Source organism: Martinezella miluonensis, from assembly GCF_900094545.1.
GTDB lineage: Bacteria > Pseudomonadota > Alphaproteobacteria > Rhizobiales > Rhizobiaceae > Rhizobium > Rhizobium miluonense.
In genome coordinates this window covers 251,138-271,349 of record NZ_FMAH01000002.1, presented here as the reverse complement: position 1 = coordinate 271,349, position 20,212 = coordinate 251,138, and the positions used below count along the sequence as shown (strand labels likewise).

At 60.1% G+C, this 20,212-nt stretch carries 18 protein-coding genes; 4 read left to right on the top strand and 14 right to left on the bottom strand.

Annotated features, from left to right (window positions below):
- Positions 1 to 70: 70 nt before the first annotated feature.
- From GA0061102_RS03660 to GA0061102_RS03605, 12 genes are all read right to left on the bottom strand, one after another.
- A complete protein-coding gene (locus GA0061102_RS03660) occupies positions 71 to 790 on the bottom strand; it encodes a ParA family protein (protein ID WP_092844113.1) in 720 nt (239 codons plus the stop codon).
- Between the two features lie 143 nt (positions 791 to 933).
- The gene (locus tag GA0061102_RS03655) at positions 934 to 2,016 is read right to left on the bottom strand and encodes a protein-glutamate methylesterase/protein-glutamine glutaminase (RefSeq protein ID WP_092844111.1); all 1,083 of its coding nucleotides are present in this window, start codon (positions 2,014 to 2,016) and stop codon (positions 934 to 936) included.
- 5 nt (positions 2,017 to 2,021) lie between these two features.
- Complete coding sequence (locus GA0061102_RS03650; RefSeq protein ID WP_245297909.1) at positions 2,022 to 2,873, bottom strand: CheR family methyltransferase; 852 nt, start codon at positions 2,871 to 2,873, stop codon at positions 2,022 to 2,024.
- Between the two features lie 12 nt (positions 2,874 to 2,885).
- Positions 2,886 to 3,395, bottom strand: a complete 510-nt coding sequence (locus GA0061102_RS03645) for a chemotaxis protein CheW (protein ID WP_092844107.1) — start codon at positions 3,393 to 3,395, stop codon at positions 2,886 to 2,888.
- A complete protein-coding gene (locus GA0061102_RS03640; RefSeq protein WP_092844105.1) occupies positions 3,396 to 5,228 on the bottom strand; it encodes a methyl-accepting chemotaxis protein in 1,833 nt (610 codons plus the stop codon).
- Positions 5,229 to 5,423: 195 nt separating this feature from the next.
- Positions 5,424 to 7,133: a methyl-accepting chemotaxis protein gene (locus tag GA0061102_RS03635; RefSeq protein WP_092844103.1), complete on the bottom strand. Its 1,710-nt coding sequence runs from the start codon at positions 7,131 to 7,133 to the stop codon at positions 5,424 to 5,426.
- 25 nt (positions 7,134 to 7,158) lie between these two features.
- The gene (locus GA0061102_RS03630) at positions 7,159 to 7,671 is read right to left on the bottom strand and encodes a chemotaxis protein CheW (protein WP_092844101.1); all 513 of its coding nucleotides are present in this window, start codon (positions 7,669 to 7,671) and stop codon (positions 7,159 to 7,161) included.
- Complete coding sequence (locus tag GA0061102_RS03625) at positions 7,668 to 9,689, bottom strand: chemotaxis protein CheA (protein WP_092844099.1); 2,022 nt, start codon at positions 9,687 to 9,689, stop codon at positions 7,668 to 7,670. Before GA0061102_RS03625 ends, GA0061102_RS03630 begins: the two co-directional genes overlap by 4 nt.
- On the bottom strand, positions 9,686 to 10,054 hold the full coding sequence (locus GA0061102_RS03620; RefSeq protein WP_092844097.1) for a response regulator: 369 nt from the start codon (positions 10,052 to 10,054) through the stop codon (positions 9,686 to 9,688). Before GA0061102_RS03620 ends, GA0061102_RS03625 begins: the two co-directional genes overlap by 4 nt.
- Complete coding sequence (locus GA0061102_RS03615) at positions 10,051 to 10,377, bottom strand: STAS domain-containing protein (protein WP_092844095.1); 327 nt, start codon at positions 10,375 to 10,377, stop codon at positions 10,051 to 10,053. The genes GA0061102_RS03620 and GA0061102_RS03615 overlap by 4 nt, the downstream gene beginning before the upstream one ends.
- Positions 10,374 to 11,456: an HD-GYP domain-containing protein gene (locus GA0061102_RS03610; protein WP_092844093.1), complete on the bottom strand. Its 1,083-nt coding sequence runs from the start codon at positions 11,454 to 11,456 to the stop codon at positions 10,374 to 10,376. The genes GA0061102_RS03615 and GA0061102_RS03610 overlap by 4 nt, the downstream gene beginning before the upstream one ends.
- A gap of 224 nt (positions 11,457 to 11,680) precedes the next feature.
- Positions 11,681 to 12,664 carry an AraC family transcriptional regulator gene (locus GA0061102_RS03605; RefSeq protein WP_092844091.1) on the bottom strand — a complete coding sequence of 328 codons (984 nt, stop codon included), beginning with the start codon at positions 12,662 to 12,664 and terminating at the stop codon, positions 11,681 to 11,683.
- 255 nt (positions 12,665 to 12,919) lie between these two features.
- On the opposite strand from GA0061102_RS03605, the gene GA0061102_RS03600 reads away from it, so the two are divergent.
- Both GA0061102_RS03600 and GA0061102_RS03595 read left to right on the top strand, forming a co-directional pair.
- Positions 12,920 to 14,662 (top strand): hypothetical protein, encoded by a 1,743-nt coding sequence (locus tag GA0061102_RS03600; RefSeq protein WP_139115018.1) that lies wholly within the window; start codon positions 12,920 to 12,922, stop codon positions 14,660 to 14,662.
- Between the two features lie 168 nt (positions 14,663 to 14,830).
- On the top strand, positions 14,831 to 15,781 hold the full coding sequence (locus GA0061102_RS03595; RefSeq protein WP_092844087.1) for a DUF535 family protein: 951 nt from the start codon (positions 14,831 to 14,833) through the stop codon (positions 15,779 to 15,781).
- Between the two features lie 138 nt (positions 15,782 to 15,919).
- Here the strand turns inward: GA0061102_RS03595 and GA0061102_RS03590 are convergent, their stop codons facing one another.
- Together GA0061102_RS03590 and GA0061102_RS03585 are read right to left on the bottom strand one after the other, a co-directional pair.
- Positions 15,920 to 17,092, bottom strand: a complete 1,173-nt coding sequence (locus GA0061102_RS03590; RefSeq protein WP_092844085.1) for an ATP-binding protein — start codon at positions 17,090 to 17,092, stop codon at positions 15,920 to 15,922.
- Positions 17,089 to 17,781 (bottom strand): response regulator, encoded by a 693-nt coding sequence (locus GA0061102_RS03585; RefSeq protein WP_092844083.1) that lies wholly within the window; start codon positions 17,779 to 17,781, stop codon positions 17,089 to 17,091. Before GA0061102_RS03585 ends, GA0061102_RS03590 begins: the two co-directional genes overlap by 4 nt.
- A 190-nt stretch (positions 17,782 to 17,971) precedes the next feature.
- Here GA0061102_RS03585 and GA0061102_RS03580 point away from each other — a divergent pair, with 190 nt between their 5' ends.
- Both GA0061102_RS03580 and GA0061102_RS03570 read left to right on the top strand, forming a co-directional pair.
- The gene (locus GA0061102_RS03580) at positions 17,972 to 18,739 is read left to right on the top strand and encodes a phosphatase PAP2 family protein (RefSeq protein WP_092844080.1); all 768 of its coding nucleotides are present in this window, start codon (positions 17,972 to 17,974) and stop codon (positions 18,737 to 18,739) included.
- A gap of 652 nt (positions 18,740 to 19,391) precedes the next feature.
- Positions 19,392 to 20,021: a ParB-like protein gene (locus GA0061102_RS03570; protein WP_092844076.1), complete on the top strand. Its 630-nt coding sequence runs from the start codon at positions 19,392 to 19,394 to the stop codon at positions 20,019 to 20,021.
- The last annotated feature ends 191 nt before the right edge of the window (positions 20,022 to 20,212 follow it).

Sequence of the window (20,212 nt, the reverse complement as noted above, 5' to 3'; positions counted from 1 at the left end):
GCATGTCAAGTCACGATGCCTCGACGTCGGTTCTTCCCGCCGCGGTTGGTGCCTTTGATGGGCGTGGGCGTCAGGCCGAGAGCTTCAAGCTTTCAGACTTGGTCTGATCGCTGCGACTGCTATAGGGCAGAACCCGGCGCAGAACCTCCTGAGCAAGAGCCTGCGCATTCTGCTGAGCCTTGTCGAGATTGCTGACGCTTTCCGGAGCGATGGAATAAAGGGTCTGACCATAGCCGAAGACTTCGCGGTAGGCGGCGCGTTCGATGATCGGCGTGGACAGCACATGCACGCGCCGGCTGGAGAGCAGTTCCTTCACCGATTGCAGCGCGCGTGTCGTCACCATCGGATTGACGCGCGTCAGCACGACCGAGTGCGGAATGCGGATATCGGCGCGGTCTTCCAGATATTGCAGAAGCTCGATGACGTTAGTCGCACCCTCCGCATCCATGGCGGAGCCCTGCACGGGAATGAGTACGTAGTTGGAATAGCCGAGCGCCTGGGCCAGCAGCGGGCTGCGTGCGCCGGGCAGGTCGATGAGCAGGAAATCGACCTCATCGCGCAGCTTGCGCGCATGCTGGCCGAGATTGGCGGCGGTCACATAGGGGACGACCGAGAGCGAGGCTGGTGCCCTGTCGCCCAGTCGCTCATGCCATTTGGAAATCCACAACTGCGGGTCCGCATCCAGCACGGCCACGGAAAAGCCCATTCTGGCGAGTTCGCAGGCGACGATGACGACGGCGGTGGTCTTGCCGGCGCCGCCTTTGGTATTGGCAAAGGTCAGAACGGCCATGGGGACTCCCTGGGCTGATCGGTTTGGCAACTCAATGGGGTGGCGAGGGGCTGTCATGGCTTGGGGAGATCGTTACGCATTTATGGTTAACAAACCATTTTGAATGAGTTTCCGGCCGGCCCCGCCGCTGCCTTGATAACAGGTCAATGCCGCTTGTCAGCGGCCAGGATTTCGCGGGCGATCTGATCGAGAGCCACGGTCCGGTCGACGCCGCCATGGGCGATCGCTTCCTTGGGCATGCCGAAGACGACGGATGTTTCCTCGTCCTGGGCGACGGTGAAGGCGCCGGCCTCGTGCATCTCCTTCATGCCGCGCGCGCCATCGTCACCCATGCCGGTCATGATGACGCCCATGGCGTTGCCTGCGGCAGACCGTGCGGCGGACCGGAAGAGCACGTCGACGGAGGGGCGATGCCTGGAGACGAGCGGACCGTCCTTGATCGCAACGACATAGCGTGCGCCCTGCCGTTCCAGCAGCATATGCTTGCCGCCAGGAGCAATAAGCACATGGCCCCGTAACACCGCATCGCCATGTTCCGCTTCCTTGACCTCCACCTCGCAAAGGCTGTTCAGGCGCTTGGCAAAGGCAGCTGTGAATTTCTCCGGCATGTGCTGCACGATGACCATGCCGGGCGTGTTCGCCGGTAGCGCCATCAGCAATTCGCGCAACGCTTCGGTGCCGCCCGTGGACGCTCCCACGCAAACGACCATCTCGGTGGTCTTCGCCATGGCCCTGCCGGTGGGCGGGGGCAGCACGACATCGGCGGTCAGCTTGGCCGTCGGCTCCGCCGAAGCGATCACGCGTTTGCGCGCCGTTCCGAGCCGCGCTGCCGCAGCACCCTTAACCGTTTCCCGGATCATCGCGGCTGCCTCCGCCAGATGGTCGGCGGCGGCGATCTTGGGTTTCAGGATGATATCGACGGCGCCTGCCTCCAACGCCTGCATCAACGTTTCCGAACCTGCCTCGGTCAGGGACGAGCACATGACGACGGGGATGGGGCGCTGCGTCATCAGCTTGCGCAGGAAGGTGATGCCGTCCATCCGCGGCATTTCGACATCGAGCGTGATGACGTCGGGGATTTCTTCCTGGATCTTCTTTGCGGCCATGAACGGATCGGCGGCGGCGCCCATGACCTCGATATCGGGATCAGCCGATAGAACCTGCGTCATGACCTGTCGAACGCTGGCGGAATCGTCGACGATGAGCACACGGATCTTCTTGGCCATGCACCTCATACCTTTCTGAAAACGGTGTTGGCAACCTGCTTCACCGGCAAATTGAGCCCGCTGATCGTCTCGGAGTGGCCGACATAGAGGAAGCCTCCCGTCACCAGCTTCTCGCAGAGCCTCGCCAACACCTTTTCCTGAGTTGGCTTGTCGAAATAGATCAGGACGTTGCGGCAGAAGACGATATGAACCTTGTCGCCGATCTCGTAGGCCCGGTCCATCAGGTTGAGACGGCCAAAGCCGATCTTCGCGCGCAGCTTCGGATGGATGCGAACTTCGCCGCGTTGCGGATCGCGCGGCTCCATGATGTAGCGGATCCGTTTCTGGCGATCGACCGGATCGATCATCCCAATCGGGTAGATGCCCTTGCGCGCCGCCTTGAGGACGTCCGTGGAAAGATCCGTGGCAAGAATGCTGTAGTCTGGAGTGCCGCGAGCCTCGCGATAGTCCTCAAGCACCATGGCGATCGTGTAGGGCTCGGCGCCAACCGAGCAGGCGGCGCTCCAGATGCGCAGGCGGCTATGGCCGGCTGCCACGAGTTCGGGTAGGGCGGATTGTTCGAGGTGCTCGAAGTGCTTCGGCTCGCGGAAGAAATCCGTCTTGTTGGTGGTAACGGCGTCGATGAGGTGAATGGCTTCCCGGTCGATGCCGCCGTGCTTGAAGAGATAGTCGCAGTAGTCATCGAGATCGACGATCCCCGTCGCCCTCAGCCGACGCCGCAATCGCCCCTCCAGCATGGTGCGTTTTGCCGGCGGCATCTTAATGCCGCTATAGTCGTAGATGTAGCGGGCAAGCTGGTCGAAGTTTCGCCGGCTAAGTCCCCTTTCACTGTAGTCTCTTGCATCCTGCACTGACACGTTAGGTCTCACTCAAATGGCGGCAAATTCTGAAGCGCTTCGACCAGCGCCTACTCCCATCAACGATACCTTGTCGGAGGAGGAGAAGAGCTTGGCGAGGTCGATGATGACAACGAAGCCGTTCTCCCTGCGCACTACGCCCGCAATATACTCGGAGGGCCAGCGCACCCCGATGTCGGGGGCGCTTTCGATCGCCTGGTGTTTGAACGAGGTAACCTCGAAAACACGATCGGCGACCAGACCGAGCGTCAGCACCTTGTCGGTGATCGGGATGTCGATCACCAGAATGCGGGTATACGGGGTCTTGGCGGTAGCGGACATGCCAAGCCGGAGGCGCAGGTCGATGACCGGCACGCCTTGGCCGCGTACGTCGCGCAGGCCCAGCAGATAGTCCGGCCCATGCGGAATACGAAAGGCATCCTGATGGTCCAGGATTTCGCGAACCACCTCGACCGGAACGGCGAAGCATTCTTCACCGAGGCCGAACGTCACATATTGAGCTTCGGTGCCGATCGCGACCATTTATGCGCTCTCCTTGAAATCGTTGTCATCGGCGTCCGGTCCACCCATGGACATGTCGAGGCTGAAGCCCTTGAGACGGGCTTGCTGCGCGGCAATGCTGTTGTCAGGTCGGCCAACCGATGCTCTTGCAGGTGCCTTGGCTGAAGGCTTGGCCTTGGCGGCGCCCATCGCCTGATGGGCAGGGTTGTGGACTGTCTGCGCCTTGCGGGCATTGGCCTGATCGACCTTGAAGAAGGCGATGGAAGCCTGCAGCTCCTCGGCCTGGGCGGCAAGCTCTTCCGACGTTGCCGACATTTCTTCGGAAGCGCCGGCGTTCTGCTGCGTCACCTTGTCGAGCTGCTGGATCGCCTCGTTGATCTGCGATGCGCCGATGTCCTGCTCGCGGCAGGCCGCCGAGATTTCGGCGACCAGTTCGGCCGTCTTGCGGATATCCGGCACCAGGCGCGACAGCATGTCGCCGGCCTCGGTTGCAACCGTGACGGTCTCGCCCGAGAGGCTTGAGATTTCGGCGGCTGCCGCCTGGCTGCGCTCGGCAAGCTTGCGCACTTCGGACGCGACGACGGCAAAGCCTCTGCCGTGTTCGCCGGCACGGGCCGCTTCGACAGCAGCATTGAGGGCAAGCAGATCGGTCTGTCGCGCGATTTCCTGAACGATGGAGATCTTCTCAGCAATGGTGCGCATGGCATTGACGGCGCGGTCGACGGCCTGGCCGCTGATCTCCGCATCCTTGGCGGACTGACGCGCGATCTTCTCCGTCTGGGCGGCGTTATCGGCGTTCTGCTTGATGTTCGCGGCCATCTCTTCCATCGAGGCGGAGGCCTCTTCAGCGGACGAAGCCTGTTCGGTCGCACCCTGCGACAGCTGCTCGGAGCCGGCCGACAGCTGCTGGCTACCGGACGAGACGTTGTCCGATGCCGACAGCGCATCCGAAACGACACCACGCAGCCGCTCGACCATCGACTGGAGCGAAACGCCGAGCGTGTCCTTGTCCGACATCGGCTTCGGCTTGACCGTCAGGTCGCCATTGGCGATCTGGTCGGCGATCGTTGCTGTGCTGCGCAGATTTCCAGTCATGATGTTGATAGTGTCGACAAGATCCTTGATCTCGTCGTTGGTCTTGATCTCGATATTCTGGTTGAGATCGCCGATCGCCACGCCTTCGGCGACGGTCTGGATCTTCTTCAGGCCGCGATTGATCCCGAGCGCAATCCAGATGGCGACGGCAGTCGAGAGCACGAACATGACTGCCAGCGAGGTGAGCAGAAGATTTCGCGCAAAGGCATATTGCGCATCGGTTGCCTGGTCGGTCTCCTGCAGATTAGCAACAATCGCCTGATTGATGCCGTCGACCGCCTCCAGGAGAACCGCGGTCGCCTTGCGGCCTTCATTCATGGAGATTTCCGCCGCTTTGCGGTCGCTTTCGTCCGTGTTCTCCGTCGCCAGCTTCAGGGCTTGCTCGTCCACCTGTTTCCAGGCCGGAAACTGCTTCGAGAATTCCCTGGTTCTGGCAAGGACGGCCTCGTCCTTGCTCTGGGACAATGTCTGCAGGAGCTGATCGATTTTCGTCTCGTTTACGTGAATCTCATTGACGTAATTGGCGATCGCCTGCGGATCGGTGTTGAGAATGGCATTCTTCTCGTTGCGGATGGCGTTCAACACGGCACTGGAGAGATCGCCGGAACTGCGCAGATTGGCGGCTGGGCCCTGGATGATCTCGGAAACCGCTGTGTTGAGAGAGGACAGGCTCATGATTGCCAGGACGGACATGCCGGTCGACAGCAGGATCAGGAGGCCGAATGCGAGAGTCAATTTCAGCTTGATGGTAAAGCGCATCTCAAAAAAATCCTGGGAAGAGAGGTTCGATGATCTAAGTTTGAAAAGTCAGACGGAGACCGTCTGGATGCGCGAAGACCGATACATTCACCCTTCCGCGAACCGAGGATCAGTTCTTGAGGCCTGCGGTAGCATTCGCCAGCCTCTGATCCGGCGCCTTCCGGCGCCGGATCCTCTTGGCATCAAGCCATCCGCTTAGGCGCTCTGGCGAAAGTCGTTGTCATCGGCATCCGGCCCACCCATGGACATGTCGAGAGTGAAGCCCTTGAGACGAGCCTGCTGCGCGACGATGCTGTTGTCGGCGCGAGCGGCAGGTGCCCTGGCAGCCGTTACCTTGGCGCCAGGCTTGGCCTTGGCGGCGCCCATCGCCTGATGGATGGGATTGTGCACCGGCTGCGCCTTGCGCGTATTGGCCTGGTCCACCTTGAAGAAGGCAATCGAAGCCTGCAGTTCCTCGGCCTGGGCGGCAAGCTCTTCTGACGTTGCCGACATTTCTTCGGAAGCGCCGGCGTTCTGCTGCGTCACCTTGTCGAGCTGCTGGATCGCCTCGTTGATCTGCGATGCGCCGATATCCTGCTCGCGGCAGGCAGCCGAGATTTCGGCGACCAGTTCGGCCGTCTTGCGGATATCGGGCACCAGCCGCGACAGCATGTCGCCGGCCTCGGTTGCGACCGTAACGGTCTCGCCCGAGAGGCTGGAGATTTCGGCGGCTGCCGCCTGGCTGCGCTCGGCAAGCTTGCGCACTTCGGAGGCGACGACGGCAAAGCCGCGGCCGTGCTCGCCGGCACGGGCCGCCTCGACGGCGGCATTGAGCGCAAGCAGATCGGTCTGTCGGGCGATTTCCTGAACAATGGAGATCTTCTCGGCAATGGTGCGCATGGCGTTGACGGCACGGTCGACGGCCTGGCCGCTGACCTCTGCGTCCTTGGCGGACTGACGGGCGATCTTCTCCGTCTGGGCGGCGTTGTCGGCATTCTGCTTGATGTTGGCGGCCATCTCTTCCATCGAGGCGGAGGCCTCTTCAGCGGACGAAGCCTGTTCGGTCGCACCCTGCGACAGCTGCTCGGAGCCAGCCGACAGCTGCTGGCTACCGGACGAGACGTTGTCGGATGCCGACAGCGCATCGGCGACGACGCCGCGCAGCCGTTCGATCATCGAATTGACGTGGCCAAGCAGATCGCCGATTTCGTCTTTGGTGGTGATAACAGCAAATTCCGTCAGATCGCCTTCGGCCACCGTCTGGACCGTCCTGACGGCGCGGTTGATGCCCTTGTTGATCGAGATGATGATCCAGATTGCCGAAATAAGCGCGAGGATCGACGCCGCTGAGGCAATGATGATCAGGATCGAGCGTGCATGCGCATAGGCGTTTGCCGCATCTTGATCCGCTTGCTTCAACCGCGCGCGCTCGGCTTCGAAGACCTGTGCCAGGGCGTGGTCGATCTTCGTGCTCGTTTCGCGGGCTTCGGTCGACGAGATTTGCAGTGCGCCGGCGCTGTTGCCCGCGAGAATCATCGTCCGAATATGGTCGTCCGCCGTGCGCCAAGTGACTGCGAGGTCCTTGATCTGCGACCAATAGGCCATGTCCTGCTCGGTGGCGCTTGCGAGGATCTTTGTAAGATCGGCGTCAAACTCTGCGCGTGCTACATCGCTCTTGGCAATGTAACCTTTGGTCTCGTCGACCGACGCCGATAGCAGCATGTTCTTCTGCTGCCGCAGCTGTTGCAGCACAGCGATGTCGAGATTCTGAGCAAGGCGCAGCCTTTCGGCCGGCCCCGTCAATGTATCGGACCAATTGTCATTGACCTGGCCGAGTGTGGTGATGCTGTAGACAGCCGTGCCGAGAAGCATGGCAATCACGACAGCAAATGCTAGAAGCAGCTTGAGCTTGATCGTAAAGTGCATCTGGTAGCCCCCTTGCCTTGAAAATTCATGCTGTTGCTCTGGCCGCACCTGCGCGTTGCGAAGAGAAGATCGCCTGGAGGTTCGGGATGATGATGAATTCGCCGCCTCGTTTCACGAGCGCTTGGACGTAGTCCGGACGCCAGCGCATGCCGATGATCGGCGGTGGCTCGCTCGCCGACTGCAACAGCTGCGTGACCTCGTAGACCTTGTCGGTTCGAATGCCGATTAGCGTCGTCTCGCCATCGAGTTCGAGCCCCGTCACGACGATGCGGCTGTCGATCGTCACGTTGCCCGGCTCCATGCCGAAGGCGACGCGGATATCGGCCAGCGGAATGACCTTGCCGCGGAAATTGATGACGCTGCCGACAAACGGCAGGCTGCCGGGAACATTGGTTTCGGGCAGCAGATCCAGGATTTCCTGAACGATGACCGCCTCGATGGCGAAGGTCTCGCCATTCAGGCTGAAGGTCAGGACGGAGAGTTCCTCCGCATCCTTCCAGACGGCGCGATAGTCTGATTTTACCTCTGCTTCCATCATCCTGCTGCCCGCAATTGCGCCTCCTGATGTTGTCCGGCGGCGATCAGGTGCACGACGTCGAGGATCAGCGCCACGTTGCCGTCACCGAGAATGGTCGCGCCTGAAAAGGTGGAGACGTGGTCGTGCAGCTTCGACATCGACTTGATGACGGTCTGGTGGTCGCCGATGATCTGGTCGACGACGAGGCCGACCCGCTGGCTTCCGGTCGAGATCACCACGACCTTCTGATAGGGGTCCGGCTCGGTGCCGGTCCGGAACAGCTCGCGAAGCCGCAGGAAGGGCACCAGGTCGTCGCGAAGCGAAATGAAGCTGCGGCCGCGCGAGCGCAGATCCTGCTCGACCGAAAGCTCGAGGCATTCCTCGACGGCTGCCAGCGGGATCACGTAACGGCCATTGCCCACCCGCACGAGAAGCCCGTCGATGATCGCAAGCGTCAGCGGGATCCTCAGCGCGATGTCGGAGCCCTTGCCGAACTCGCTGGCGATGTCGATCGATCCGCGCAGCGTCTCGATGGTTTTCTTCACCACATCCATGCCGACGCCGCGGCCGGAAAGATTGGTGACCTTCTCCGCTGTCGAAAAACCAGGCTGAAAGATGAGCTGCAACAGCTCCTTGTCCGTGAGCTGGGTACCTGGCTGGATGAGGCCATTGGCTTCCGCCTTTGCACGCACCTTTTGCCTGTCGATGCCGCGCCCGTCATCCTTGATGGAGATGATGACTTCGCTGCCCGTCTGGTGCGCGGAGAGGATGACGCGGCCGGTCACCGGCTTGCCGGCTGCGACGCGATCATCCGGGCTTTCCAGCCCGTGGTCGATCGAGTTGCGCACGAGGTGGACGAGCGGATCAGCGAGCCGGTCGATGACGGTCTTGTCGACTTCGGTGCCTTCGCCCTCGGTGATAAGCTCGATATCCTTGCCGGTCTCGCGGGCAAGATCGTGGACCAGTCGGCGGAAGCGGCTGAAAAGGCTCGCGACCGGCATCATACGCAGGACCATCATCGTGTCCCGCAGCTCGCCGGCGAGCCGCTCGATCTCTTCCGAAACGGAACGCAGGCCGAGATCGGCCACGGAATTTGCCATCTGGCTCAGCCGCGACTGGGCTATGACCAGCTCTCCAACCCGATCCATCATTTCGTCGAGACGCAATGCCGGAATGCGGACATTGTCTGCCTGCTTCTGCGACTTAGCGTCCGCGGGCTGAACTTTGCCTGCATCAACCTTCTCGCCGGCCGATTTCGATGGTGCTTCTGCCGCCGCCTTTTGTGGAGGCGAGATTGAAGGTGCGAGGCTCGCCTGTTGCGCAGCCTGGAGTTCGCGAAGCTCCATTGTCATGTCGTCCATGACGAAGATGAAGACATCCTCGATCTCAGAGCGAGGCTTTTCGGTCGTCAGATGAACCGTCCAGCCGATGTGGAGGTCACGGGGGTCGAGATCCTGAAGCAGAGGGATGGCATCGATATCGGCTTCGATGCGGCATTCGCCGAGATCGCGCAGTTCATCGAGAAGGCCGAGCGGATTGGTGCCATTGGCCATGGCGTTGGCCGGCAGGCTGAATTTCAGATGCCATGTCTTGGTGCTGCCTACGGGGGAGCCGGCGTTTACTGTCGCTGCAACCGTCGGCGCGGCAGCAGATGCTGCCGCGCCGTTTGCGCCAACCGCAAGACGCAGCTTTTCCAGCAGAACGGAGCTCATGGTCTCGTGATCGCCGTTCGGATTTTCCAGCAGCGCCTGCATGTGGCCCTGCGCATCGAGAACGGCACCCACCAGCTCCTTCGTGGCGGGAGCTTCGCCCTTGCGAACGCGGTCGAAGGCGGTTTCGCAATGATGGGTGAAGGCGGCCAGCTGATCGAAGCCGAACATGGAGCCGGATCCCTTGAGGGTATGGAGCCCTCTGAAGACCGTATCGATCTGAGCCCTGTCGCTCAGATCGCGCATCAGATCGAGGAGGCCGGCCTCGATCAGTTCGAGTTGCTCGGCGGCCTCCGTCCTGAAAACGGCGATCGGATCGAGTTCGTTCATCTGCCCAAAACCTTGCGCACGATCTTGATGAGGTTCTCGGGATCGAATGGCTTCGTCAGCCAGCCGGTAGCACCTGCCGCCTTTGCCTGCTGCTTGAGATCGCCGTCCGATTCCGTAGTCAGGAAGATGACCGGTGTTCCCATATAGGCCGGCAGCTGCCGCAAGCCGCGGATCATGGTCAGGCCGTCCATGTTCGGCATGTTGAGATCGGTGACGATCAGGTCGAAATTGCCCATCTTCATCTTGCCGAGGCCATCGGCACCGTCGACCGCTTCGGTTACCGCATATCCGGCGTTGGTAAGGGCAATGCGCGTGGTCAGCCGAATGCTGGCGGAATCGTCGACGGTGAGAATATTTGCGCTCATGCTGCTTTTCCTTCTAGCCAGAAGCTATCCTTGTGCCGGTCGCCGCAAAGGAGGCCGGCCCGTTGCAGGACGGTCAGAAGATTGCCGTCCGCGGGTTTGTTCAATGCAATCCTCACGCCCGTCCGGTCGGCCGTTTGCCGTGCGGACAGGAGCAGTTGGGGCAGGGTGAGGTCGATCTCCTCGCTGCCATCGATGTCGATAACCAGGGATCGGCGAAGCGAGGCCGCCTCTTGAAGATAGACCTGGATGATGTCTCTCACATTGGCGATGGTCTTGATCGTCAAAGGGCCATGAAGGCGCAGGATTTCCGTCTGTCCGCTCATGCCGAACCCCGAGATAGCTGAAGTGTTGGAACTGTCGTCTTGGAGCCGTCGCCGCGCTCTTGTTCGAAGAGGCCTTTGATGTCGACCCAACGCCGGCAGAAGGCGGCCACGCAGCCGGGGTCGAAATGCGTCCCGCTGCTGTTGACGATCTCGCGAAAGGCGTCGGCGATCGGCCAGGCAGCCTTGTAGGATCGTTTGGAGCATAGCGCATCGAAGACATCGGCTATGGCGACGACGCGCGCTTCGATCGGAATCGAGGCTCCGGCGATGCCCCTTGGGTAGCCCGTGCCATCCCATTTCTCGTGGTGGCTTTCCGCAATCTTGCGCGCGACCTCGATCAGTTCGCTGGAACTGTCGCTCAATATTTCTCCGCCGAAATCCGTGTGCTGCTGCATCTGCAAACGTTCTTCAGCGGTCAGCGTGCCGGGCTTGGAAAGAATGGCGTCGGGCAGGCCGATCTTGCCGATATCGTGCAGGGCGCTGGCAAGAAAGACCGTGCGGCAGCGGCGCTCGTCCAGACCGACTTCTTCGGCAATCATGCGGGCAACAATGGCGACCCGGTCCAGGTGATCCGCCGTCTCGCCGTGGCGGCAGGCGATTGCCTTGGAGAGGCGCCATATGATTTCTTCCTCGTGCCGCTCGATCCGTTTCATGGCGGCATCGAAATCGCGCTGCAGCGATGCTGCCTTGGTCGCAAGTGCCAGCCGCTCTTCGCCGATGCTGAGAATGTTGCGGACACGGATCGTCAGCTCCGCCTCATCGATCGGCTTGTTCAGGAATTCGGTAGCGCCGGCTTTCATCGCCGCCAGCTTGATGTCAGCTTCCTTGCGGGACGTGATCATGATGGCGGGGACATGCGCCGTATGGGAATTCTTGCGCACATGGGAAATAACGTCGATGCCGTTCATGTCGGGCATCATGTAGTCGACGAGAATGAGATCCGGCGCCTGATCCTCCAGCCGCTCGAGTGCATCGCGAGGATGCAGGAACGACAAGACCTCGCTGCCACTGATGGCTTCGACCGCTCGGCGAAGCGTGGCCACGACAGAAGGACTGTCATCTATGACGAAGACGCGCATAGTTACCCCGCGGAGCGCCCGCGGCAAATATGCGGGTTCGCTCACGTTTATCGGTTTGGATGTTTGGAGACCTTTCGGACGAAAGGGCCGCGTCACAATGATTGTGAGTCTTGGCTGGCTCAACGAAATCGTTAAATGGCTAACGGTGTATTAAATCCGGCTTCAACCTGTGATCGTTTTCGCAATTAACTGCGATATAGTGATAGAATTGCGTATTTCTGATATTAAATATTTGAAGGGGGGCTCAGGCGACGGCGGCTGGCACGCGTCGATGATGGAGATACGCCGTAGAGGGCGCGATAGCGCGCAGCAAAGTATCCCATATGGCTGAAACCCCAGCGTGCGGCAATATCCGATATATTCTCGTCGGCATCGCCATGGAGCAGCTCGTGATGGATCTGCTGAAGCCGCAGGCGTTGAACGTAGTTCAGAGGATTCATCCCCACATTCTGCTGAAAGGATAGCTGCAGGCTGCGCACGCTTTGCCCGGCATTTCGCGCGATATCCAACACGGTGAATTCTTCGCCGAGATGCGCCTGGATCCAGTCCAGCGCTCGTTTCAGATTGCGAGGCCGTGCGGCCTGAATCATGGTCTTCTGGGCCGATGTCGGCCATGATTGCAGGAATGCGGTGATAAGCGCTTCCTGGAAAAGGGATGCGCCCAGCGGCGAGCCGGCAAATGGGTGATCGCCCGATTCCAGAAGCAAGGCCGCCATGAGGTGAATTGTGCGCACGCCCTTTTCCGTGAGGTCGGCCATCGCATCGAAGCGCCGGAAGAAGGCCTCGGGATCGCCATTCTCGAGATGGATCAGCGGCAGGCAAAGAGAGCGGGGTATGGCGAGCGCGATCTTGCAGGCACTCCGGGAGGCTTTGAGCCTTGTGGGTCCGGATGACAGCAGCATGAAGGCCGTCCCCGCAGTCGCGGTGAATTCCTGCTCCTCCGTTTCAACCTCGAAGGTGCCGCTTTCGACGAAGTGCAGCTCGATGCGATCGGCAGGGCGAAACAGGTATTGGATTTCGTAGCCCGTCTCCGAAAATATCTTCCAGGCCGCCATTTCCCGGATCATCGCCACGGTGACGTCGATGTGAAACCGCGGGTTTTCCGATCCTTGATCGAAAACGACGGATATATCGGCAGCACTCAGCTTTTCCTGAAGCTCCGTGGGCTCGCAGGACGACCATGCATATTTGTCAACGGCAATGTTCATTTCTGTTCGATCAGCTTCAGCGGGCTCGCCACGATCTAAATCGCAAGTAGAATCGATGGCCTTCAAGTCGGTGCATATACGCCCGGTGGTAGATATAAGGACCCGGTCTTGCCCAAAGCTTTACTCTGGGTCGATAAAAAGGCGCAACTTTGGGACAACTGCCAGTTTTGTCTCGGCTGTTAACTCCGTATTTCTGACTCCGCCTTAGTTTCCCCGAGACGGTTTCAGGTGAGGTCCAACAGTATGGCGTATGCGGTGGCGAACCGAACATTTGCAACTTCTGCGGAAACCTCCGTTTCCGCAGATAGTTTTATCGACCGGCTGGAAGGCGCCCGATTGCAGATCGAGCAGCGCTTCCTGGACGGCGGCGCGGTTCTGATCACTGTGACGGAGGCGCTGACCAAGCTGGTGGGTCTGCTGGAGCATATTGGCAACTCGCTGAAGGAGGAAAACGCCGCCGAAGCCACCGGTCGCCTGCTTCAGACGGTCGATCTGCTGCATCAGCTGCCGCCCGCCGAAGTGCGCCGCCAGGATAGCGTCGCAATCATCGGCGAGACCGGTCGGTCGCTCGGCGTACATGTGCTGTCGATGGAAGAGACTCTGCGCTATTTGCGAACCTTTGCTGCGACAGCAAAAATTGCAGGCGCAAGGATTCCGGACTTCTCCAGCTTTGCCAGCGAGATCGTCGAACGCATCGAATTTGCAACCAAGGAAGTCAGGGCACTATCGGTGCAGATCCGCTCGTTGGAGGCGCAAATCGAATCCGCCGCGGCCGGCGAAGACAGTTCGCTCGGACAATATCTCGACGGCATTCCATCCATCGCCCTACGTCTGGTGTCGAATGCCGATGAGATCCAGGTCCAGCGGCGCAACCTGTCGGAACTGGCCGATACCGTTTCCGGCCTTGCGCGAAAAATCCAGAACAAGGTTGCCCACACGCTTTCCGCCATGCAGATCGGCGATATCACTCGTCAGAGGGTCGAGCATTGCCAGACTGCTCACGCGATCACGGAGGCCTATCTTGCCGCTGAAGCTCCGGCAGACCTTTCGGCTACGGATTGTCAGCGCCTTTCCGGGCTGGCGATGACTCTCATCTTCGAGTTGCTCAATGAGACGACCGGAGGGTTCAACCGCGAGACAGGCAAGATTGTCGAGAATATTCGAAGCTTCAGCGGCGACATCCGCACCCTTCTCGGCCTCTATCAGACCATGATGGCGCAGAGCGGCGAGGATGGGAAAAGCCCGATCAATTCGTTGCGCGGCGATCTTTCCGCCGCTCGCGGTGTCGTCGACCGCATCGATGCCGCAGCAGCGGGGGCAAACCGGCTGAGCGAAAAGACGTCGGAGATGGTCAAGGAGCTGACCACGAGCATCCAGACTATCCAGCTCGTGCGTCGCGACATCCAATATATGGCCCTCAACACCAATCTGCGCTGCGGCAAGCTTGGAGAAGAGGGGCGCGCAATCAACGTCGTCGCCGGTGAGCTGCGCTCATTCGCATCCTTGCTCGATGAAGATGCCGAGAAGATTCTTACCGGGCTCGGCAAGCTCGAAACGCAAGCGACAGGCCTGAAGGACTGGCGGCAGACCAACGAGGCGGACAATGCCTCCGGTCTCGGCGCCCATATCGACGCTGCGCTGCTGCACATCACCGAAGCCGGCGCTTCCATGGACATGAACGTGAAGGAGCTCCGCCGCTGTGGTGAGGACATGACCTCCCAAGTCGCAGAGATCGTCAGCAGCCTCGATTTCCGGGCAGGAATCGGTGAAACACTGGCGTCCTGCACACGAGAGGTCGGCCTTGCGCGCCGTACAAATTTGGACAAAAGCGGGCTGGAAGCACACATGGCGGTCATTTCCGAGCGCGTCTTCAAGGTCTACACCATGGCCGCCGAACGCGAGATCCATGCGGCGATCTTCGGCATGGAAAGCCCGGCAGCCGAAAGCGGCCCGGCTTCGTCGAATGACGAGGAATTGTTCGCCGACGCTCTCTTCTAGTCGTGACGAAGCCTTTTGCTAAGGATCGAGGGGACGAAAACGCGCGTTTCCGCAGGACCGGCTTCGCCCTGTCAGGGCACTCCCCATGAAAGACTGACCTCGTCTTGACGCTACCTTGACAATCCCGGCGCAGATGATCCGGCGTAACAAGATGCGCCGAGTATTGGGATGAATCAGAACACATCGATCGCAACTGCGCCGGATGGCGCCATGTCCAGCGTTGCTCTTCGCGGGACGATGCTGCCGACATCAGGCGAACCGCTGCGCTCCCGCTATCTGCTGCTCTTGAGAATATTGACCTTTGGCCTGCGGGTGCGCTGGAAGCGTGCGTTTCTCTTTTGGTTTCGCTTTGCTGCCAATCCGCTGCTGACGATGCGATGGTGGCATTTCCTCGCGAAATTTACAGCAACGCGGGCGTTCCCGGCTCCGCACGATGAATTGTTGCAGAAGCCGTTGTCGAAATTTCTCGTCTACGGCTTGAACAGTTCCAAGCGGCTCGCACTTCTCATCGACCATTTCTCGATTGCGGAACGGATTCTGTCACGCGAAAGCATGATCAGCCTTTGGCGTGGCGAGTGGCTCGACATGGGCACTGTCCAGGGGCGCAGCGAAGCATATGCATGTCTTATCGCGCTTGCCGATCGCAGCGGCGGACGCCATGAGGGTGCTTTTGCCATCAAGCTCGTTCGCATGCGCGACAAGGCTGTTCTCTGCACGGCGCGGTTCATGTTTGTCCATCATGGGGCGGAAGGCCGCTATACAATCGTCGTTGGCAGCATGCAGGGCCCGCGCAATGCCAAGCAGCGCGTGGTCGAGGTGACCCGCGACCTCTCCGGCCTGCGGCCGAAGGAGGCGATCCTGGTCGTGCTGCAAGGCCTGACCGTCGAAGGCCGTGCGCAGCATTTCCTTGCCATTTCGCAGGCCAAGCATCCGATCCACTATCGGCGCGGCAGCAAGCAATCGATGATGATGTCGAATATCGACGCCTTCTGGGCGGAACGCTCCGGCGAACCGGACGACACCTTCGGCTTCCTTGTTCCGCACTCGAAAACCTACGGCGCGGACAAGCGCAGCCAGAGCAAGCTGTGGTTCTATAATGTCGGTGAACTCTTCTATTGAAGAGCGAGTGCAAGTGGTGTGGGTCCGGCTGGATTTGTCAGCTGTGAGCTAGCAGGGAGCTCGAGAAGTACGCACGCTCGCATTCAGCGGAACTTGAGCTAGCGAACCACCAAGACCGAACGTTGGGGTGACGGTCTTCTAGACGTCCTTGTCCGTCAAATGGATTGCGACCATTGCCCCGCCTTCCGGCCGGTTTCCAAATTCCAGCCGCCCGCCATGGGCGACGGCGATGGCCTGCACCACGGAGAGCCCCAGTCCGGTGCCGCCGGTTGCGCGTGACCGGGAGGATTCGCCACGCCAGAAGGGATTGGTGTCGATCGCATCCATGCCCTCCGGAAATCCGGGACCGCGATCGAGAATGCGGATGACGACGCTTCCATCCCGCAGCCGCTCCGTCTCGCATCTCAGCCAGCCGCCGTCCGCAGCATAGCGACAGGCATTTTGGAGGAGTGCCAGGACCGCCTGACGGACCCTTGGCGAATCTGCCGAGATCCGGGCGGGCCGCAGGTTGGTTTCAACCTGCAGCTTGCTGGCATCCAGCATCGGTTTGGCCGAGGCAAGGACTGTCTCAACCACATCGGAAACATCGATCCGCTGGCGCTCGATGACGAGCTTTTGGCCAATGGCCAGGGAAAGAGTGCGCAGATCTTCGACGATACGCCCCAATCCTTCGACCTGAAGCAGTAGGTCGGATACTATTTTCCGGTCCATCGGAAAGACGCCGTCGAGCATGCTCTGCAACGATCCTTGCAGGATCGTCAGCGGTGTCCGCAGTTCGTGTGCGACCGCCATGTTGTTGAAGCGTAATCTCTTTTCCATGGTTTCGAGACCTGTCGCAAGCGCGTTGAAGGTCGTGACCAGGCTCGCGACTTCCCGCGTGCTGCGATAGGGCTCGGCAACGCGAACCGAGAAGTCCCCGGATTTCAGGCCTTCGGCAGCGGAGGTGAGTTCTCCGAGAGGGCTCGCGAGCCGCCGCGCCAGAAAGACGCCGATGAGGGCGCAGACCACGGCCGAAAGCAGGCCGCAGACCAGAACGGAAAGCTGAACTTTCAGATCCGTCGGTCCCGTCAGCGCATTGAGGTGTTCGAAAAGCAACGTAAGAGAGTCTCCGTCGGGAACCTTGCCTTCACTCAGCATCTTATAAGCGGCAGAGGCCTTTGGCGGCAGGGCTTCGGTGATGCTCTCTTCCAGATAGGAGGCATACCAGCTGACCCCCATGTAGGTCAGACCGACGCTCAGAAGCAGCATGATGGTTGTGACGATGGCGGTAAGCGTGGCGAGGGAGACGCAGGGGAATCTGAACTTCTTCATCTCGGATCCGAAAAGCGGTAGCCAATGCTGCGTACAGCAGGAAAGAAGCCGTCCTGCCCCATATCCTCCAGTTTGCGCCGAAGGTTTGAGATGTGCGTATCGACGGTACGCACCAGGGCGTCGCTTTCCGGCAGGCAAGCATCGAGGATGTCAGAGCGCGCGAAAGCTTGGGTCGGGTGTCGGATCATATAGGCAAGAATCCGGAATTCGCTCAGGGTCAGGGGCAGCGGAACGCGACGCCCGTCGTTATTGATGAAGGCTGTGTAGCTGCCGAAATCGACTTCCAGAGCGCCGAAACGGCGAACCGTTTCAGCGCGGTCCCCCTGCGTCCGGCGCAAGACGGCTCGGACGCGTGCGACGACCTCCTGCGGGTTGAACGGTTTGACGACATAGTCATCGGCTCCGAGCCGCAGTCCGCTCAGGCGGTCTATATCGTCGGCGACAGCGGTGACCATGATGATCGGCGTCGAGCCGACCTGGCGCAGACGGCCGAGCACCCCGAAGCCGTCAAGCTTCGGCAGGCGAACGTCCAGCAGCACGATATCTGGCTTCAAAAGCGCATGATGCTGTAGTGCGGTCTCGCCATCGCCGGCGCGCACGGTGCGAAAGCCGTCCCGCGTCAGATAGGCTTCCAATATCTGCGCGATGGCCGGTTCATCCTCCACGATGAGAACGAGACTGTTGTCCACTCTAGTGCCTTATGCCCCTGATTTTCCTGTCGGCCTTGCCGCCGTGGAGACGCACTATTGCGGACAAAACCGGCTTCTGCAAATTCCAAACAGTCCTTTGGCCGAGTCTGAACATGGCCTTCATGCAATCTTCGCCATTTCTTGACAATCGGGCGCCAGCTTGCCGTCGTCCAGCTTCGGGAGATTTGGCATGTGGAAATTTGCATCGCGTTCTTGGAGTTCCGTCTCCGGTGCAACGCGTCTGCGTCAACCGGAAACGCAATCGAATACTGACGGGGGGCTGGCCGTCCTCGGGATGCTGATCGTCTGGACCAGCTTCATCTTCGTGGTCTTCCCCAGGCTCGATCTTGCCGTGGCGCGTTTGTTCTTCCAAGGGCATGCGTTCTGGTTGGCGGAGAACCCTTTCCTGAAGGCGGTGAGGGATGTCACGCGCGGGGGCCAGGTTTACCTCCTCTCCGGCATGGTGCTGCTTATTGTATTGCATGTCTTCCTGCCGAAGCGGCTCAGGTTCTGCGCCCCGCACAAGCCTCTATTCGTGCTTCTGAGTTTTGCCGCCGGGCCGCTTGCCATCGTGCAAACGTTGAAGGTCGTGATCGGACGCGTGCGCCCCCGCGAACTCGTCGAGTTCGGCGGCAATGCGGATTTTACGCCCGTGTGGCAGTTTTCCACGGCATGCAGCAGCAACTGCTCCTTCCCTTCGGGTGAAACCGCGGTTGCCGCCGCGGCGCTTTCCCTGCTGGTGTTCGTGCCTGAACGATACAGATGGGGTACCGCGGCCGTTATCACGCCATGCCTGATGCTGGTCGCGTTCAATCGCGTCGTTTTCGGAGCGCATTTCCTGTCCGACGTGATGCTGGGCTGGCTGCTGACGGTCTTTGCCATGGCGTGGATTTGGCGCTGGGTCGACCTGAATGCGAAGGTGATCGATCGGTTCTTTTCGCGCCTGACATCCAGGTGAGTTCAGTTTGCAGCAGGCATTCGACTATTTCCGCCGTGGTGGCGGCAGGACTTTATCCTCGCGCGACGTCTTCCATGATTGCCGGCCAGAACGGCGTGATCATCGGACGAGGCACCCTGCTCTCTGGGGTGGGGCGCTACCAGCCGGAGGCATGTTACAGGTCTTAACAGAACGTTTGTTCACCTTTCCTTTAATTAGGAGTTACCTATCTAGCGTTGGCCGCACCGTCGAATGCGGCACAGGCCCGTGCGGCGCACGATGCTAGGGCTTGCGGCAGGGGCTTTCGGGTGAGAGTGACGGGATGGGGTTGGTAGATTGGGCGCTACGCGGCTTGGCCGACATGGATAACCGATGTAGAGGGCGCGCGCGCAGGAGCCATTACGAGCCATGGATTGTACACGCCATGGAAAGCTTTGAGCGGGAAATGGTGGTCTTTTACCGACGCTCTCAGTTCAAGCTGGTCCGCACGAACGCAATGTAAGCACAGGCGCGAGAGATATCATAGGCAGCGTCGATGTGGTCGCTATCAGAAGCGGCATATGCACCCATGACGATATATAGCTTTGTTCTAAATTGATGCTTGCAGACGATCTTGTCGGCTCCGGTCGTTGTGTTAGTCTGCCGTGACATTTCCCGTACGGAGAGTCTTCCAATGGTTATGGTGCGCGAACCGATCCTGAAACCTGTTCCGATCGAAGAATTGAGGCCCACCCAGATCACGGTCGGGATGCGTGAGGTCAAGGCCAAGCGAAAGGCGTGGCGAGCAAAGGCGAAGACCGACGGCGACAAGGCCGGTGAGTTCCTCGGAAATCACATGATCCCTGCCATACGCGGTCCACGCGGTCGATACTACGTCATCGATCATCATCATCTTTCTCTGGCGCTCCACGAGGAAGGCGTGAAGGATGTGCTGGTGACGACAGTCGCGGATCTCTCGCGGCTCGATCGTGAATCCTTCTGGTTCGTGATGGATTGTCATGACTGGATGCATCCCTTCGATGGGGAGGGAAAACGGCGAGGCTATGAGGACATTCCGAAAAGCATCAAGGATCTGATCGACGATCCCTATCGTTCATTGGCGGGCGAATTGCGGCAAGTTGGCGGCTATGCCAAGGATACGACGCCGTTCAGCGAATTCCTCTGGGCGGATTTCCTGCGCCGCCGCGTTAAGCGTAAGGATCTCGACCGGGATTTCGAGGCTGCGCTGGCGAAAGCGCTTGAATATGCGAAGAGCAGGGATGCGGATTATCTGCCCGGCTGGTGTGGTCCGGTTGCCGAATAGGCCACTCAGCCAAGCGCACGGCGTCGATGATACTTGGTGCCGTGGGTAACAATGTTCGCGAATGGCGCACTCCGGGCATGATGGGCTCGCGCGCGATGGCGCCCGTCAGTTGACACCTTTTCCCCAAGCGCCTATGGGAAGGCAGCCGGTTCCATCCGTCCGTAAGCGTTTGACGTCAAGCAACGCACTCA